This window comes from Pantoea graminicola (assembly GCF_048452665.1).
Lineage (GTDB): Bacteria > Pseudomonadota > Gammaproteobacteria > Enterobacterales > Enterobacteriaceae > Pantoea.
In genome coordinates this window covers 386,200-402,935 of the sequence record NZ_JBLWSJ010000004.1, presented here as the reverse complement: position 1 = coordinate 402,935, position 16,736 = coordinate 386,200, and the positions used below count along the sequence as shown (strand labels likewise).

15 protein-coding genes and 1 pseudogene are annotated in these 16,736 nt (G+C 59.1%); 4 read left to right on the top strand and 12 right to left on the bottom strand.

The features are described from left to right. Nucleotides 1–68: 68 nt before the first annotated feature. The 6 genes and pseudogenes from ACNY69_RS12545 to ACNY69_RS12520 all read right to left on the bottom strand — a co-directional run. Nucleotides 69–1,205 (bottom strand): annotated as a pseudogene (locus ACNY69_RS12545) (glycerate kinase); the annotation flags it as partial. Between the two features lie 73 nt (nt 1,206–1,278). After that, nucleotides 1,279–2,163: a 2-hydroxy-3-oxopropionate reductase gene (garR, locus tag ACNY69_RS12540; protein ID WP_111141430.1), complete on the bottom strand. Its 885-nt coding sequence runs from the start codon at nt 2,161–2,163 to the stop codon at nt 1,279–1,281. 19 nt (nt 2,164–2,182) lie between these two features. After that, nucleotides 2,183–2,953 (bottom strand): 2-dehydro-3-deoxyglucarate aldolase, encoded by a 771-nt coding sequence (gene garL, locus ACNY69_RS12535; protein ID WP_111141431.1) that lies wholly within the window; start codon nt 2,951–2,953, stop codon nt 2,183–2,185. 44 nt (nt 2,954–2,997) lie between these two features. Then, nucleotides 2,998–4,329 (bottom strand): glucarate dehydratase, encoded by a 1,332-nt coding sequence (gene gudD / locus ACNY69_RS12530; RefSeq protein WP_111141432.1) that lies wholly within the window; start codon nt 4,327–4,329, stop codon nt 2,998–3,000. A gap of 10 nt (nt 4,330–4,339) precedes the next feature. Beyond that, entirely contained in the window at nt 4,340–5,686 is a 1,347-nt protein-coding gene (locus tag ACNY69_RS12525; RefSeq protein WP_418798544.1) for an enolase C-terminal domain-like protein, read from the bottom strand. Then, complete coding sequence (locus tag ACNY69_RS12520; RefSeq protein WP_111141903.1) at nt 5,683–7,044, bottom strand: MFS transporter; 1,362 nt, start codon at nt 7,042–7,044, stop codon at nt 5,683–5,685. The genes ACNY69_RS12525 and ACNY69_RS12520 overlap by 4 nt, the downstream gene beginning before the upstream one ends. Nucleotides 7,045–7,617: 573 nt before the next feature. Between ACNY69_RS12520 and garD the strand changes: the two genes are divergently transcribed. Next, nucleotides 7,618–9,177: a galactarate dehydratase gene (garD, locus tag ACNY69_RS12515; RefSeq protein WP_418798542.1), complete on the top strand. Its 1,560-nt coding sequence runs from the start codon at nt 7,618–7,620 to the stop codon at nt 9,175–9,177. Between the two features lie 64 nt (nt 9,178–9,241). Here the strand turns inward: garD and ACNY69_RS12510 are convergent, their stop codons facing one another. From ACNY69_RS12510 to syd, 4 genes are all read right to left on the bottom strand, one after another. Next, a complete protein-coding gene (locus ACNY69_RS12510; protein WP_111141907.1) occupies nt 9,242–9,688 on the bottom strand; it encodes a flavodoxin in 447 nt (148 codons plus the stop codon). A gap of 12 nt (nt 9,689–9,700) precedes the next feature. Continuing rightward, nucleotides 9,701–10,480 carry a tRNA pseudouridine(65) synthase TruC gene (truC, locus tag ACNY69_RS12505; RefSeq protein WP_111141909.1) on the bottom strand — a complete coding sequence of 260 codons (780 nt, stop codon included), beginning with the start codon at nt 10,478–10,480 and terminating at the stop codon, nt 9,701–9,703. Beyond that, a complete protein-coding gene (locus ACNY69_RS12500) occupies nt 10,480–10,809 on the bottom strand; it encodes a YqcC family protein (RefSeq protein WP_111141911.1) in 330 nt (109 codons plus the stop codon). The genes truC and ACNY69_RS12500 overlap by 1 nt, the downstream gene beginning before the upstream one ends. A gap of 586 nt (nt 10,810–11,395) precedes the next feature. After that, nucleotides 11,396–11,944 (bottom strand): SecY-interacting protein, encoded by a 549-nt coding sequence (gene syd / locus ACNY69_RS12495; protein WP_293770379.1) that lies wholly within the window; start codon nt 11,942–11,944, stop codon nt 11,396–11,398. 62 nt (nt 11,945–12,006) lie between these two features. Here syd and queF point away from each other — a divergent pair, with 62 nt between their 5' ends. The 3 genes from queF to xni all read left to right on the top strand — a co-directional run bounded on the left by queF (nt 12,007) and on the right by xni (nt 15,175). Further along, the gene (queF, locus tag ACNY69_RS12490; RefSeq protein WP_111141915.1) at nt 12,007–12,852 is read left to right on the top strand and encodes an NADPH-dependent 7-cyano-7-deazaguanine reductase QueF; all 846 of its coding nucleotides are present in this window, start codon (nt 12,007–12,009) and stop codon (nt 12,850–12,852) included. A 168-nt stretch (nt 12,853–13,020) separates the two neighbouring features. After that, nucleotides 13,021–14,385 carry a nucleotide 5'-monophosphate nucleosidase PpnN gene (gene ppnN, locus ACNY69_RS12485; protein ID WP_111141917.1) on the top strand — a complete coding sequence of 455 codons (1,365 nt, stop codon included), beginning with the start codon at nt 13,021–13,023 and terminating at the stop codon, nt 14,383–14,385. 34 nt (nt 14,386–14,419) lie between these two features. Then, entirely contained in the window at nt 14,420–15,175 is a 756-nt protein-coding gene (gene xni, locus ACNY69_RS12480; RefSeq protein WP_111141919.1) for a flap endonuclease Xni, read from the top strand. Between the two features lie 24 nt (nt 15,176–15,199). Here xni and rlmM read toward each other — a convergent pair whose 3' ends face one another. Beyond that, nucleotides 15,200–16,300, bottom strand: coding sequence for a 23S rRNA (cytidine(2498)-2'-O)-methyltransferase RlmM (rlmM, locus tag ACNY69_RS12475; protein ID WP_111141921.1), 1,101 nt, complete (start codon nt 16,298–16,300; stop codon nt 15,200–15,202). After that, on the bottom strand, nt 16,293–16,688 hold the full coding sequence (locus ACNY69_RS12470; protein ID WP_111141923.1) for a DUF423 domain-containing protein: 396 nt from the start codon (nt 16,686–16,688) through the stop codon (nt 16,293–16,295). Before ACNY69_RS12470 ends, rlmM begins: the two co-directional genes overlap by 8 nt. Nucleotides 16,689–16,736: the final 48 nt, after the last annotated feature.

Here is a 16,736-nt window from a genome sequence, read left to right as displayed (position 1 = left end):
ACTCAGGCTCTGTCGAGCTGCACGCTGAGACCCGCAGCTGCAGAGAGGCCGGACGGCGCAGAGAGGGCATGAAAGCCGGCCAGCTTCAGCGTAGCCGCCACATTACGCGACGTCATCTCGACGTTCTTTCCGGCGCTGGCGAGCGCCTCATCCAGCGTACAGATGCTGTAGAGCACGCTGAAGACCGCATCAATGCCGTGCTGATGCACCACTCCCACATCCGCCGTCAGACTTCCCGCGATGCCAATGACCGGTTTATCAAACCGCTTTGCAACCCTGGCGACCCCGATCGGCACCTTGCCATTGATACTCTGGCTGTCGATACGCCCCTCTCCGGTAATCACCAGGTCGGCATCTTTCACCTGCTCCGCCAGCCCCAGCGCCTCCGTGACAATCTCAATGCCACGCCGCAACTCCGCGTGACAGAAGGCGTGCAGCGCGGCCCCCATTCCGCCCGCTGCGCCGCCGCCCGGAATCGTTAGTACATCGATATCGAGGTCGCGCTGGATGATCGCGGCGTAGTGGCCCAGCGCCTGATCGAGCTGCTGCACCAGCGCCGGTGTCGCCCCCTTCTGCGGACCGAATATCGCCGAGGCGCCCTCTTTGCCGGTCAGCGGATTGGTCACGTCGCAGGCCACCTCAATGCGGCAGCGCTGAAGGCGGGCGTCGAGCGCATCGATATCGATACTGGCAAGCCGGGCTAGCGCCCCGCCACCGTAGCCGATTTGCTGACCACTGGCATCCAGCAGCCGCGCGCCCAGCGCCTGCATCATTCCGGCACCACCATCATTGGTGGCGCTGCCGCCGATCCCGATAATGATGTGATCGACCCCTTTATCCAGCGCATGTCTGATCAGCTCACCGGTTCCGAAGGAGGTGGTGATCAGCGGATCGCGCTGGCAGGCAGGCACCCGTTCCAGCCCGCTGGCGGCGGCCATTTCGATATAGGCCGTTGACTCATCGCCGGAGAGCCCATAAAAGGCATCAACCTGGGTGCCCAGCGGCCCGGTCACCTTCAGCCTGACGATCTTTCCCTTCGTCGCCGCCACCATCGCTTCTACCGTGCCTTCGCCACCGTCGGCGAGCGGTATTTTCACGTAATGCGCATCGGGGAAGATGTCACGGAAACCCGCTTCAATCGCCGATGCCACATCCAGGGCGGATAAACTCTCTTTATATGAATCCGGTGCGATTACGATTTTCATAGGCAATCCGAGCACTGTTGAGTAATTGAAACGGCTCTGAACCAGTCCGGTTCCGGGAAACCGGCACCAGGTTTTAGCGGGCGATTTCAACCTTCGCTAACTTCTCATAATAGCAGGCCAGCGCACTGTGGTCGGCGTTACCCTGACCGTCGTTACGCAGCGCCTGCATCATCTCCATCACTGCCGCCGTCAGCGGCAGATGCGCGCCGATGCCGTGCGAGGTATCAAGGGCGTTCGCCAGATCCTTGATATGCAGATCGATGCGGAAGCCGGGTTTGAAGTTGCGATCCATCACCATCGGCGCTTTGGCATCCAGCACCGTGCTGCCCGCCAGCCCGCCACGGATCGCCTGATAGACCAGATCCGGATTAACCCCGGCTTTGGTCGCCAGCGACAGGGCTTCGGACATCGCCGCAATATTCAGCGCCACGATCACCTGATTAGCCAGTTTCGTGACGTTGCCTGCGCCGATATCACCGGTGTGGACAACCGAGCCCGCCATCGCTTTCATGATGTCGTAGCACTGATCAAACACCGCTTTATCGCCGCCGACCATGACCGAGAGCGTGCCCTCAATCGCTTTGGGTTCACCACCACTGACCGGCGCATCCAGCATTTTGATCTGCTTTTCTGCCAGCGCATCGTGCACTTCCCGGCTCGCCAGCGGCGCAATGGAACTCATGTCGATCACCACCAGGCCCGGCTTCGCGCCCTCAATAATGCCCTCTTTTCCCAGACAGACCTCTTTAACCTGCGGCGAGTTGGGCACCATGGTAATCACCACGTCGCACTGTTCTGCCACCTCTCTGGGCGATTTCGCGACGGTCGCACCCAGCGCCGTCAGCTCCGCTTCGTTGCTGGCATTGTGGTCCCGTACCACCAGCGCATATCCGGCTTTCAGCAGGTTTTTACTCATGGGTTTGCCCATAATGCCCAGGCCGATAAATCCAATCTTCATTGCGTTTCCCCTTAATGAATTAGCGCTTAAATTTGTCGCACAGCGCCTGCGAGGCGTTGCGGAACATTCCGACGTCGCTGCCGACCGCCACAAAGGTGGCACCCCACTCCAGATAGCGACGCGCGTCCGCCTCCACCGGTGCCAGAATGCCGCTCGGCTTACCGGCCGCGCTGGCGCGCTCAAAAATGTGTTTAATGACTTTCAGCACCTCAGGATGCGCGGGCTGGCCGAGGTAGCCCAGCGCGGCCGAGAGATCGCCCGGCCCGACAAAAATCCCGTCGACGCCCTCTACCGCCGCGATGGCATCTATGTTGTCCACCGCCTGCTGGGTTTCGATCTGCACCAGCACCGTGATGTTGTCATTGATCTGCTGGTTATAGTCGGGCAGCGTGCCGTACATGTTGCTGCGGTGGGAGACCGAGACACCGCGGATACCGGCGGGCGGATAGCGGGTTGACGCAACGGCTCGCTGCGCCTCCTCCTGGGTTTCGACAAAGGGCACCAGAAGGTTGCTAAAGCCGATATCCAGCAGACGCTTGATGATCACCGGCTCATTGCAGGGCGGACGCACTACGGCGGCGCTCTGGCTGCCTTTCAGCGCCATCAGCTGCGGCACAAAGGTCGTAATATCGTTGGGCGCATGTTCGCCATCGAGTACCAGCCAGTCAAAACCGGCCAGCCCCAGAATTTCCGTCGAAATCGGACTGGCCAGCGCGCACCAGCTGCCGATCAGGGTGTCGCCCGCTAACAGGCGGCGGCGAAATCCATTGGCCCAGGCTGCATTACTCATGTTTCAACTCCTGTGACAGGGCTTCGCAGCGGAAGCCCGGAAGATTAACGAACCAGGCACGGGCGCTTGTTATCGAAAGTCCATCCCGGTACCAGAAACTGCATCGCTTCGGCATCATTGCGCGCGCCTAATCCCTGCTTCTGATAGAGCGCGTTGGCCTGCATGACCTGATCCATATCCAGCTCGACGCCAAGACCCGGCTTCTGCGGCACCTGCACCATGCCGCCTTTAATCTGGAACGGCTCTCTGGTGAGGCGCTGGTTGCCCTCCTGCCAGATCCAGTGCGTATCAATGGCGGTAATCGCACCCGGCGCGGCCGCGGCCACATGGGTAAACATCGCCAGCGAAATGTCGAAGTGGTTATTCGAGTGGGAGCCCCAGGTCAGACCGAAGTCGTGGCACATCTGCGCCACCCTCACCGAGCCCTGCATGGTCCAGAAGTGCGGATCGGCCAGCGGAATGTCTACCGACTGCAGCGACAGGGTGTGGCCCATCTGTCGCCAGTCGGTGGCGATCATATTGGTCGCGGTCGGCAGGCCGGTGGCGCGGCGAAACTCCGCCATCACTTCTCGCCCTGAGTAGCCCTGCTCGGCACCACAGGGATCTTCCGCGTAGGCCAGCACATCTTTGAGCTGTTTGCCGAGGATGATCGCCTCGTTGAGTGACCAGGCGCCGTTGGGGTCGAGCGTAATCCGTGCTTCAGGGAAACGCTTCGCCAGCGCCGTCACCGCTTCCGCCTCTTCGCCGCCGCGCAATACGCCGCCTTTCAGCTTGAAGTCGTTAAAGCCATATTTCTCATAAGCCGCTTCCGCCAGGCGCACCACCGCATCCGGCGTAAGCGCCTCTTCGTGGCGCAGCCGGTACCAGTCGCACGGATCGTCTGGCTGGCTCTGATAAGAGAGCGACGTCTTCGTGCGGTCGCCGATATAGAACAGATAGCCGAGCATCTCAACGCGGTCGCGCTGCTGCCCGTCGCCGAGCAGTGAAGCGACGTTGACGCCCAGGTGCTGGCCCAGCAGGTCAAGCAGCGCCGCTTCAATGCCGGTCACTACGTGGATCGTGGTGCGTAAATCGAAGGTCTGGTTGCCGCGCCCGCCGGCATCGCGGTCAGCAAAGGTGGTGCGCACCAGACTGAGGGTATTTTTGTACTCGCCCAGCGTCTTGCCGATCACCAGCGCCGCGGCATCCTCCAGCGTCTGACGAATTTTTTCACCGCCCGGGATTTCACCGACGCCGGTGTGTCCGGCGTTATCCTTAATGATCACGATGTTGCGGGTAAAGAATGGCGAGTGCGCACCGCTGAGGTTAAGCAGCATGCTGTCGTAGCCTGCCACCGGGATTACCTGCATGGCGGTCACTTTCGGTGTTGAACTCATCTCCTGCTCCTTATGCTGTTTTGCGGCCAAATGCCGGGCGCTTGCAATCAAACGTCCAGCCCGGGACCAGATACTGCATTGCCGTTGCATCGTTACGCGCCCCGGCGGGCAGAGCGTGATAAAGCTGGCTGGCTTTCTTCACCTGATCCCAGTCAAGTTCGACACCCAGACCCGGTGCCTCCGGCACGGCAATCTTGCCGTTGCGAATCTGCAGCGGATTTTTCGTCAGGCGCTGGTCGCCCTCCTGCCAGATCCAGTGTGTATCAATCGCCGTGGGGTTGCCCGGCGCGGCGGCGCCGACATGGGTAAACATCGCCAGCGAAATATCGAAATGATTGTTGGAGTGGCAGCCCCAGGTCAGCCCCCACTCATCGCACAGCTGAGCCACACGGACCGCCCCACTGAGCGTCCAGAAGTGGGGATCGGCCAGCGGAATATCGACCGCATTCAGCATCACCGCGTGGTTCATCTCACGCCAGTTGGTGGCGATCATGTTGGTGGCGACCGGCAGACCGGTGGCGCGCCGGAACTCCGCCATTACTTCACGTCCCGAATAGCCCGCTTCCGCGCCGCAGGGATCTTCGGCGTAGCTCAGCACATCCTGCATCCCCTTGCAGAGTGCTATCGCCTCATCCAGCCGCCAGGCGCCGTTGGGATCGACCGTGATGCGGGCGTCGGGGAAGCGCTGTTTCAGCGCCGCCGCCGTCGCGATCTCCTGCTCACCCGGCAGCACGCCGCCCTTGAGCTTGAAGTCTCTGAAGCCATACTTATCCTGTGCCGCCTCGGCCAGCCTGACGACGGCCTCGCTGGTCAGCGCCTCCTGATGACGCAGGTGATACCAGTCGTGCGTAGCCTGCTCTCCTGACTGATAGGGCAGATCGGTTTTGCGGCGGTCGCCGAGATAGAACAGATAGCCCAGCACCCTGACCTCATCCCGCTGTTTGCCCGGCCCCAGCAGCTCGGCCACCGGCACGCCCAGGCACTGTCCCAGCAGGTCGAGCAGCGCCGCTTCCAGCGCAGCGACCGCATTGACCCGCAGCTCAAAAGTCCAGGCGCCGTTGCCAAAGGTAGTGAAATCAGCCGACTGATTGCCCTGATGGACCTGCTGCACCAGACGATTCATCCGGGCGATCTGCTGACCTTTTACCTGCGGAATGGCCGCCACCAGCGTCTGATAGATGGTGTCGCCGCCGGGCGCTTCACCGACGCCGGTGTGCCCGGCACTGTCGGTGAGCACCACCAGATTGCGGGTGAAGCAGGCGTTGTGCGCGCCACCAATGTTGAGCAGCATGCTGTCATAACCCGCGACCGGAATAACCTGCATCTCCGTGATTACCGGTGAGCTTTGTGTGTTCATGAGGCGTCCTTACCGGTCCAGGGTTTCAGTTCGACACGTCTGATATCACCGGCGATCACCAGGAAGCTGAATGCGGCGACAAAGGCATGAATACCGACGTAGAGCAGCGCCCCTTCAAAGGATCCGCTGGTGGCGATGATGTAGCCGATGGCGATAGGCGTCACGATGCCGGAGAAGTTACCGAACATATTGAACAGACCGCCGCTCAGGCCGCTGATCTCTTTCGGTGCCGTATCCGCCATCACCGCCCAGCCCAGCGCGCCAATGCCTTTGCCAAAGAACGCCAGTGCCATAAAGAACACCACCATCCATTCAGTGTCGGTGTAGTTACACATCACCATCGAAATAGAGAGCAGCATACCCAGCACGATGGGGGTTTTACGCGCAATATTCAGCGAGCCGGTTTTACGCATCAGCCAGTCGGAGATCACCCCGCCCAGCACGCCGCCGAGGAAGCCGCACACCGCCGGCACGGAGGCCACGAAGCCCGCTTTGAGGATCGACATGCCGCGCGCCTGCACCAGATAGACCGGGAACCAGGTGATAAAGAAGTAAGTTAAGGCGTTAACACAGTACTGACCGAGGTAGATCCCAAGCATCATGCGCGAAGTGAGCAGCTGCTTGATCTGGAACCACTTTTCACCCCAGCTGACTTTGCGGGTCTCTTTTCTGGCGTCCATATTGATCAGAGCCCCGCCCTGCTCCATGTACTCCAGTTCCGCTTTATTGACGCCAGGGTGATCGTTGGGATCGTGGATCACTTTCAGCCAGATAAAACTGAGGATGATGCCCAGACCACCCATAAACCAGAACACATGCGCCCAGCCCACTTCGGAAACCAGCCAGCCCATGATGGGTGCGAAGATTACGGTGGCGAAGTATTGAGCCGAGTTGAAGATCGCCACCGCCGTGCCGCGCTCCTGCGCCGGAAACCAGGCTGCCACGATGCGACTGTTGCCGGGGAAGGAGGGCGCTTCGGCCAGACCGACCAGGAAACGCAGGATAAACAGCGACATAATGATGCCAAAGCCGCTGAAGATATCGACGAAGCCCTGCAGCAGGGTGAACAGCGACCAGGTGAAGATGCTCCAGAAATAGACCCGTTTTGAGCCGAAGCGGTCGAGCAGCCAGCCGCCCGGGATCTGACCGATCACATAGGCCCATGAGAAGGCAGAGAAGATGTAGCCGAGTCCGACTGAATCCAGGCCGATATCTTTCGACATCGCCGAACCGGCAATGGAAATGGTGGCGCGGTCACCGTAGTTGAATGAGGTGACGATAAACAACATCACCACAATCCAGTAGCGGGCATTGGTGCGTTTCTGCACCGTTTCCGCGGTCTGGCTGAAACTATTCATGATGCACTCCTGAAATATAGCGTGAGCTACATTCGCTCTGACTGCATACACATCGCGTTGGGTATCAGAGAGAAGTTGGGTTAAACACGGCGATCTTTTTGTTCTGGCAAACCTTTATTTATCCATCCGGCGTCTGGCGGGTGCGGCGAGATAAACGCTCTGCCGCCTTTTCCGGGTGGGTAATACGTCGTGACAGATAACCTGACTTTGGCTAACGGGACTCAGTATAAGAACAGCCTGCGGCCAGCACATTGGCGCATTGCCCTGGAATGGCGAAGGTGTTGAAGGGATTATCTTGCGAATGCACAAAAGCCTGCGGGATGGCTCACGAAAGCGCGTTTTTCCGGGTCGATCGGTGCCTCCGGCGACGCTTTCCCCTGCTGTTTGTGAGGGTCTTCACTTGCTTTTGGATAAGCGACCCAAAACGGCGGAAGGATTCGCCTTAATGGTGGACATTTGCACAATGCGCGCCCCGGCCCTGCTCCTTATACTGAAGCTGGCAAACCCCCGTGTGACAGGTCAAATCATTACAGCGTGCCGCATCACGCCGGCGCGACAGAGGCAAGGTAAGCGATGAATCTCAAAACAGATGAACGACCGCTCTATATCAAAGTCCATGAGCACGACAATGTGGCCATTGTGGTGAACAGTCTGGGTCTGCCCGCCGGAACCCGGTTTGCTGACGGGCTGACGCTGACGGAACATGTGCCCCAGGGCCACAAAGTGGCGCTGAGTGCGATTCGTCAGGGCGAGGCGATCCTGCGTTATGGCGAAGTGATTGGCTATGCCCTGCGGGATATCGCTCAGGGGAGCTGGATTGATGAGTCGCTGGTCGCACTGCCGGACGCCCCGCCGCTGGCCAGCCTGCCATTAGCCACGCAGGTACCGCCCGAGCTGCCGCCGCTGGAGGGCTATACCTTCGAGGGCTACCGCAATGCGGATGGCAGCGTCGGCACACGCAATCTGCTCGGCATCACAACCAGCGTTCACTGCGTGGCGGGCGTGGTCGATCATGTTGTACAGATTATCGAGCGGGAGCTGCTGCCGCGTTATCCCAATGTAGATGGCGTGGTTGCCCTGAATCATCTCTATGGTTGCGGCGTCGCGATCAACGCGCCTGCGGCGGTAGTGCCGATTCGCACCATTCACAACCTGGCGCTGAATGCGAATTTTGGCGGCGAAGTGATGGTCGTCGGCCTGGGCTGTGAGAAGTTACAGCCGGAGCGTCTGCTGACCGGCACCGCTGACGTGCAGGCGATCTCACTGGACGACAGGGACATCGTGCGTTTGCAGGATGAAAAGCTGGTGGGGTTCGGTGCGATGGTGCAGGAGATCCTGCAGGTCGCGGAGCTGCATCTCCAGCGGCTGAATCAGCGCAAGCGCGAAACCTGCCCTGCGGCTGATCTGATTGTCGGCATGCAGTGTGGCGGCAGCGATGCGTTCTCTGGCGTGACGGCCAACCCGGCGGTGGGCTTCGCCTCCGATCTGCTGGTGCGCTGTGGCGCGACGGTGATGTTCTCGGAAGTCACCGAAGTTCGCGATGCGATTCATCTGCTGACGCCGCGCGTCATTAATCAGGAGGTCGGTAAGCGCTTACTGGAAGAGATGGCCTGGTATGATGACTATCTCGACCAGGGGCAGACCGATCGCAGTGCTAACCCGTCGCCGGGCAATAAAAAGGGCGGGCTGGCCAACGTGGTGGAAAAGGCGCTTGGCTCAATCGCCAAGTCAGGCCGCAGCGCCATTGTCGAAGTGCTCTCCCCCGGTCAGCGACCTACGCGACGTGGATTAATCTATGCAGCGACCCCCGCCAGCGATTTTGTCTGCGGCACGCAGCAGCTGGCCTCCGGCATCACCCTGCAGGTCTTTACCACGGGCCGCGGAACGCCTTATGGTCTGGCAGCGATCCCGGTGATCAAGATGGCAACGCGAAATGCTCTGGCCGAACGCTGGCACGATCTGATGGATATCAATGCCGGGACGATTGCTACCGGTGAAGAGAGTATTGAACAGGTGGGCTGGCGACTGTTTGAACTGATCCTGGATATCGCCAGCGGCCGGAAGCAGACCTGGTCCGATCGCTGGGGGATCCGCAATCAGCTGGCGGTATTTAATCCGGCCCCGGTCACCTGATCCTATAGCGTCCGGGCCAGGCTTATCTGCGGGCCTTTCAGCCGCGATAAGCCTGGCGGCGGCGTCAGAGCTGTGCGCCCCAGGCCTCAACCCAGGGCGAGGTGACGGTTTCCGGCTCCGGATTTTCCGTGGCGTCCACCAGCAGTGTCTCACCGACCCGCTGTGCGCCCTGCTCCTGCAGCAGCGCATCGAAGGCTTTGCCCGCGCCACAAAAATGGTCATAGCTGCTGTCACCCAGCGCAATCACGCCATAGCGCAGCGCAGGCTGATGCCCCAGCTTATCTTTTATCGCGTGGAACAGCCCTGAAAGGGTGTCGGGGAAATCGCCCTGACCGGTGGTTGAGGTGATGATCAACGCTACATCGCTGGTATACGCCTGCCAGTCAGCCAGCGTCGGATCGTCAAACAGCGTCACGCTGTGACCCTGCTGCTGCAGAATCGGCTCCGCCTCTTCGGCCGCCAGCAGCGCATTGCCATATACCGTGCCTACAAAAATGCCAATCTTTGCCATCTGCTTTCTCCCTTATTCTGAAACCTTATCCTCGCCTGGCGCGGCGGCAAACTCAACCCGCGGCACCTCCGGCAGCGTATCCTGCCAGCCAAACTGGCTCATCAGATTCTGCCAGACGCTATCCAGCCCGGCGCGTATCAGCAAAGGTTCACCGGTTACCGGATGGGTCAGCGCCAGGCTGCTGGCGTGCAGCATCAGCCGGTTCGCGCCAAAGTGCTGCGCGGCGCCCCGGTTCTGCCGCAGATCGCCGTGCGCCGAATCGCCAATAATCGGATGGCGCAGGTGTGACATGTGGCGACGCAGCTGATGCTTGCGGCCGGTGCGGGGTGAGAGTTCGACCAGGCTATAACGCGAAGTGGGATAACGGCCAATGCCGACCGGCATCTCGGCGGTTGCCAGGGCCTGATAATCGGTGATCGCCGACTGGGCGGCAAGCGGTTCGCTGGCGTGCCTGTCCGCAATCCTGTCACGCTCTTCCACCAGCGGATAGTCGAGCGTCCCGCTGCTCTCCAGCCAGCCGCGCAGAACGGCGTGGTAAGTTTTCTGCATCTGATGCTGTTCAAACTGCTGGGACAGCAGCCGACCCACTTCGCTGGAGAGCCCCATCAGCAGCACGCCTGACGTCGGTTTATCCAGCCGATGCGCGGTAAAGACATGCTGGCCGATTTGATCGCGCACGGTCTGCATCACAAACACCGTTTCATGCCGATCCAGCCAGCTGCGATGAACCAGCCAGCCGCTGGGTTTGTTGACCGCCACCAGCCACTCATCCTGATAGACTATTTCCAGCATCAGTGAGCCGCATCCTGGAGTAGTAGATCGAGCTGACGCAGGGTCAGCAGCAGCGGCGCAATACCCGGCTGGTCAGGCATCAGCACCACTTCATAATAGGGGGCAACGGCAAAGTTCTGCGGTAACGGATGCCGCGCCGCAATCAGGGCATGCATCCGTGGGACCAGCACCCACTGGAGCCACTGCAGCGGCTCCAGCGTATCCATACAGAAGGGTTCACGGCTGTCGAGTGCGCCTTCCGGCGGCGGCGTACTCTGCCAGAGTTGATATTCACGCATCACCGCTTCCAGCTGTTCCAGCCGTTGCGTAATCAATTGTTCAGGCGTCATGCGCCACCTCCAGCAAGCCGTCAAAAATGGGCGGCAAGCATATCACTAGTTGGCACAGGCACAAAAAAAGGGAGCACTGTATAAACAGTGCTCCCGGTTCGTTTGCAGCTATCCCGCTACGTTAGTGCTCCCTGCTCTTCCATGACAACTTGTCCCGTGCGAACTCCTGTCGCGCATCGTCCTGATGTATCCTTAGCATCCTGGCCCACCACCTCTTCTGAGGGGCTCTCATTCTCCATCCTGGAGGTGTCCCTGACTCAATCCTGAGCGATCCTGTTTCATCCTGAAACCTTCCGTGTGCCGTAAGCTCCGTTACGTTCCTGCCTCATGGCTTATCATCGTCCTGACGATCCCGTTTCCTGAGCATCCTGCAGCGAGAAACATTTTGACAGAACGCGTAAAGCGCACAAGGGACTTACGGCAAAACTTTACGAAATGTGCGGTGCAAATTCAGATAATCGCCATTAAGTTTATGATTCACAATATTTTTACATTCTGGCCTTCCGGATGTCTCATGAACGATATGGCGATCTCTTACAGTATATGTAAGAGATCTCGCACAAACGCAGCGGCAAATCACTGCGAGTCAGTTGATAACCGGTTGTAATGACTTAAGAAATATCTCAAGGCTTTCGGCTACTACGGTGCGCTGTTTACGCCCCGGCTGTTCCAGAATTACTTCGCCTGTCAGATTCGAGACCGAGACGATCTCCTCCTCTGAATCAGTGGTGGCAATAAACAGCGTCGGCGACTGTCTGAGACGGCGCTGCATCACCAGATGCCCAATCAGATTCTCCTGCAACCGCAGAAAATCCTCTTCACTCCAGACCTGTAACAGAGTCAGCGACTGCTCACCCAGCGTGGCCCGCATGTCGCCCGCCAGTTGCGTGGTGTAGAACGCCGTGATCGACGGCTGAAGCTGAAGATCGATGGCACGCTCAATGGCCTCCAGCGTGGGCGGCAGCGTGAACGGCTGCGGCTGCCAGAGGACCTGCTGCCCGCGATCTTCCAGCGCGCAGGGCGACGGCACACCATAGAGATCGCTGCTGGCCGGTGCATGGCCGGTCTGCTGAAGCCAGTGCTGGCAGTAGCGCTGAGTAAAGTCGCGCAACGCGGCGGCAGTTTGCTGCATCATTCATATTCTCACTTCTGATGGGTTACACTTAGCCACTTTGATTAATTTTGGTGGTAACCGCAATGACTACTCACGAACAGGATCAGGCACTCAGCAACCTGACGCTGGGCAAACCCACAGCCTATCACGATCGCTATGACAATGGCTTACTGCAGGCGGTGCCGCGCAGCCTGAACCGTGAACCCCTTGGCCTGTTTCCCGACAGCCTGCCCTTCACCGGCGCCGATATCTGGACGCTGTATGAGCTGTCGTGGCTTAACAGCAAAGGGCTGCCGCAGGTCGCCGTGGGTGAAGTGGTGCTGGATGCGCAGAGCCGTAATCTTATCGAATCCAAGAGTTTCAAACTCTACCTGAACAGCTTCAACCAGACCCGCTTTGCCGACTGGGGTGAAGTCCGTCAGACGCTGGAGCGCGACCTGAGCGCCTGCGCAGAGGGAGAAGTGCAGGTTGCGCTGTTCCGGCTCAGTGAGGTGGAAGGACAGCCAATCGGGCACTTTGAGGGCCGCTGTATTGATGAGCAGGATATCACCATCGAGGATTATCGCTTCAATGCTGACTATCTCGCCAATGCCGCAGGCAGTGAAATCGTTGAAGAGACGCTGGTCAGTCATCTGCTCAAATCTAACTGCCTGATCACGAACCAGCCCGACTGGGGTTCGGTGATGATCCGCTACTCAGGCCCGCGCATCGATCGTGAGGCCCTGCTGCGCTACCTGATCTCATTCCGCCAGCACAATGAGTTCCATGAGCAGTGCGTCGAGCGCATCTTCAATGATGTGATGCGCTTCTGTCATCCGGACGCCCTGACGGTATATGCGCGCTACACGCGCCGGGGCGGGCTGGATATCAACCCGTGGCGCACCAATGTGCCCTTCACGCCCGGCTTTTCACGGCTGGTTCGTCAGTAGTTTGCGAGTTTTCTCGCAGGCTGCGTGATGCGCGCGCAGTTCCGCTTGAGCTGTGCGGGCTGACAAGGCTACTCTGGTGATGGCGGCAACCCATGGATGCCGCCCCGGGATTTTCGTCACTGCCGTTGCAGTGCCAACACGCACCCAGGCGGGTGTAAAGGAGCTCATTTGATTACCCACATCAGCCCTCTTGGCTCAATGGATCTGCTCTCGCAGCTGGAAGTCGATATGCTTAAGCGCACAGCCAGCAGCGACCTTTACCAGCTGTTTCGCAATTGCTCTCTGGCCGTGCTTAACTCCGGCAGCCAGACTGACAGCAGCCACGAACTGCTCTCCCGCTTTGAAAATTTCGACATCAATGTGCTGCGCCAGGAGCGCGGCGTTAAACTGGAGCTGATCAATCCGCCGGAAGAGGCGTTCGTGGATGGCCGCATTATCCGCTCGCTGCAGGCGAACCTGTTTGCCGTACTGCGTGACATCCTGTTTGTCAGCGGACAGCTCACCATGCCGGGGCGGCTTACCGCAGCCGAAGAGAACGATTCGGTCACGATCACTAACACCGTCTTTTCCATTCTGCGCAATGCGCGGGCACTGCATATCGGCGAAGATCCCAACACGGTGGTCTGCTGGGGCGGTCACTCCATCAACGCCGTTGAGTATCAGTACTGCCGCAACGTCGGAACGCAGCTCGGTCTGCGTGAACTGAACATCTGTACCGGCTGCGGGCCAGGTGTGATGGAAGCGCCAATGAAAGGGGCCGCGGTCGGCCATGCCCAGCAACGCTACCGTGACAGCCGCTTTATCGGCCTGACCGAACCTTCAATCATTGCCGCGGAACCACCAAACCCACTGGTGAACGAGCTGATCATCATGCCGGACATCGAAAAACGTCTGGAAGCGTTCGTACGCATCGCGCATGGCATCATCATTTTCCCGGGCGGCGTCGGCACCGCAGAAGAGCTGCTCTATCTGCTGGGCATCCTGATGAATCCGCAGAACAACGACCAGCTGCTGCCGCTGATTCTGACCGGCCCCGAAGAGAGCGCCGACTACTTCCGCGTGCTGGATGATTTCATCGTCAACACCCTGGGCGAACAGGCTCGTAAGCATTATCAGATCATCATCAACGATGCGGCGGAAGTGGCGCGTCTGATGAAGAAAGCGATGCCGCAGGTCAAAGAGAATCGTCGCGAAACCGGTGATGCGTATAGCTTTAACTGGTCGATTCGCATTGAACCCGATCTGCAGGTGCCGTTCCTTCCGACCCACGAGAATATGGCCAACCTTAATCTCTATACCAATCAGGCACCTGAAAAGCTGGCTGCCGACCTGCGTCGCGCCTTCTCAGGCATCGTCGCCGGTAACGTTAAAGAGATGGGGATCCGCGAGATCCGTGAAAAGGGCCGCTACAAGCTGCATGGCGATCCCGACATCATGCATCGGATGGATGAGCTGCTACAGGGATTTGTGGCGCAGCAACGTATGAAACTGCCCGGCACCGCCTACATCCCCTGCTACGAAATTATCAAATAAATCAGGAGGCAGCCTCCGGGCTGCCCATACGCTCATGGCTTTTCATCTTGTTATTATTGATGCCCTGAATCTGATTCGCCGTCTGCACGCGGTTCAGGGTTCGCCCTGCGTGGACGGCTGTGTGGCCGCGCTGCGTCAGGTGCTGGGTCACACGCGACCGACTCATGCGGTCGCCGTGTTTGATGGCGAAGCGCGTCATCAGGGCTGGCGTCATCAGCTGCTGCCCGATTACAAAAGCGGACGTCCCCCTATGCCTGATGACCTGCAGGCGGAAATTCCGGCGTTGCAGGAAGCGTTTCGCGTGGCCGGCGTCAGCTGCTGGATCGCCGGCGACGATGAGGCGGATGACCTCGCGGCCACGCTGGCGGTGAAAATGGCCCAGGCGGGACATCAGGCCACCATTGTTTCCACGGACAAAGGATACTGTCAGTTGCTGGCTCCCGACATCCGTATCCGCGACTACTTTCAGAAACGGTGGCTCGACCTGCCCTTTATCGAAGCGGAGTTTGGCGTGGCTCCGGAGCGACTGCCCGACTACTGGGGACTCTGCGGGATCAGCAGCAGCAAGATCCCCGGCATCGCCGGTATCGGCCCGAAAAGCGCGAAACAGCTGCTGGCAGAGTTTCACACGCTTGAGGGGATCTATCAGCAACTGGCGCGGGTGCCTGCAAAGTGGCGGGAAAAGATTGCGGAAGGTCAGCGGATAGCGGAGATCAGCCGCGAGGTCGCAACGCTGAAGCGGGATCTGGTGTTACAGGGAAACCTGAATACGCTGCGTTATACCGGCTGAGTGCGGCTGCACTCAGCCCGGTGATTAACGTTCGTCGCGCCGACCACCCATCGCGGCCCAGATCCGGCGTACGTGCACCGTTACCTCTTCGCGGTCGTGATAGAGCTGGCGGGCGCGGATCTGCACGTTGATGCCCTCGCTATCAAAGCGTTCCTGCATCATCGCCAGATTCTGCGTCACCTCTTCGTAACGCTTCTTCATCGGCAGCTTCAGGTTGAAGATCGCCTCACGGCACCAGCCATTCACCAGCCAGTCGGTCATCAGGTTAGCCACGCGCACCGGCTTCTCCACCATGTCACACACCAGCCAGCTGATGTTGTTACGGGGTGGCCGGTATTTGAAGCCATCGGCCTTTTCGTGCATCACCTGGCCGGTATCCATCAGGCTCGGCGCCATTGGCCCGTTGTCCACCGCATAGACCATCATGCTGCGCTGAACCAGCTGATAGGTCCAGCCGCCCGGACAGGCCCCGAGATCCACCGCGTACATGCCGCTGGCTAAACGCTCATCCCATTCATCCTCCGGGATAAAGACGTGAAACGCCTCTTCCAGCTTCAGCGTGGAGCGACTTGGCGCATCGGCGGGAAACTTAAGCCGGGGGATCCCCATGTACAGCGGTGAACTGTTTTCGCGGAAGGAGTAGCCGACATAACAGGTGCCTGGCGCAATGAAGAACACATGCACCACCGGGCGTTTCGGGCTCTCATAATTGAGCAGGATCTTGCCTTCGCGCAGTGCGGCACGCAGCGGAACGGTGAACTTACGACAGAATTTCGTCAGCTCTTTGGCTTCGTTGGTGTCCGGCACCTCAACACGCAGCTCGCCCCCCTTCTCCACCACACCGGTCAGCATGCCGACAATCGGGGTGATTCGATCTTCCTGCGGCAGATCACGCAGCAGTTCGCCGACGACCAGCATCTGCCGGGCGAAAATCAGCTCATCAAACGGCAGTTCCCGCGCCAGCCGCTCGGCATCTTCGAACTGGTAGCACTCAAACAGCACATAACCGGCGTCATCTTTGACCCGTGGAAAGCCGTAGATCTCGCGTTCAGCGGCTCTGGCGCTGATCTCTGCTGCACACTCTTTTTCAAAACCGGGACGACAATAGAGTAAAACTTTATTCATGGCGTTCTGCCTTTCGTTTAAGACGCAGCGCGCCAATCAACATCAATACCCAACCGGCGAGGAAACAGACTCCGCCCACTGGCGTGATAAAAACCCAAAACTTCAGATGTGACAGCGCCAGACAGTAGAGGCTGCCACTGAACAACACGGTGCCGAGCGCCATCAGCGCACTGCTCCAGTAAAACCAGATATTAGCGCGACGTAACATCGCGGCTCCCAGCCCCATCACGGCTAAAGTGTGATAAGCCTGATATTCCAGCCCGGTATGGATCCAGGCCATTTCAGCTGCGCCAAGCGATCGACTCAGCACATGGGCACCAAATGCGCCAAACGCCACCAGCAGAAACCCGCTGATCGCGGCAAAAATAAACATGGCACGACTGGACATTCACCGTTCCTCTGGATGCTTTTGCATCATAATGCAATTAAATCAAGA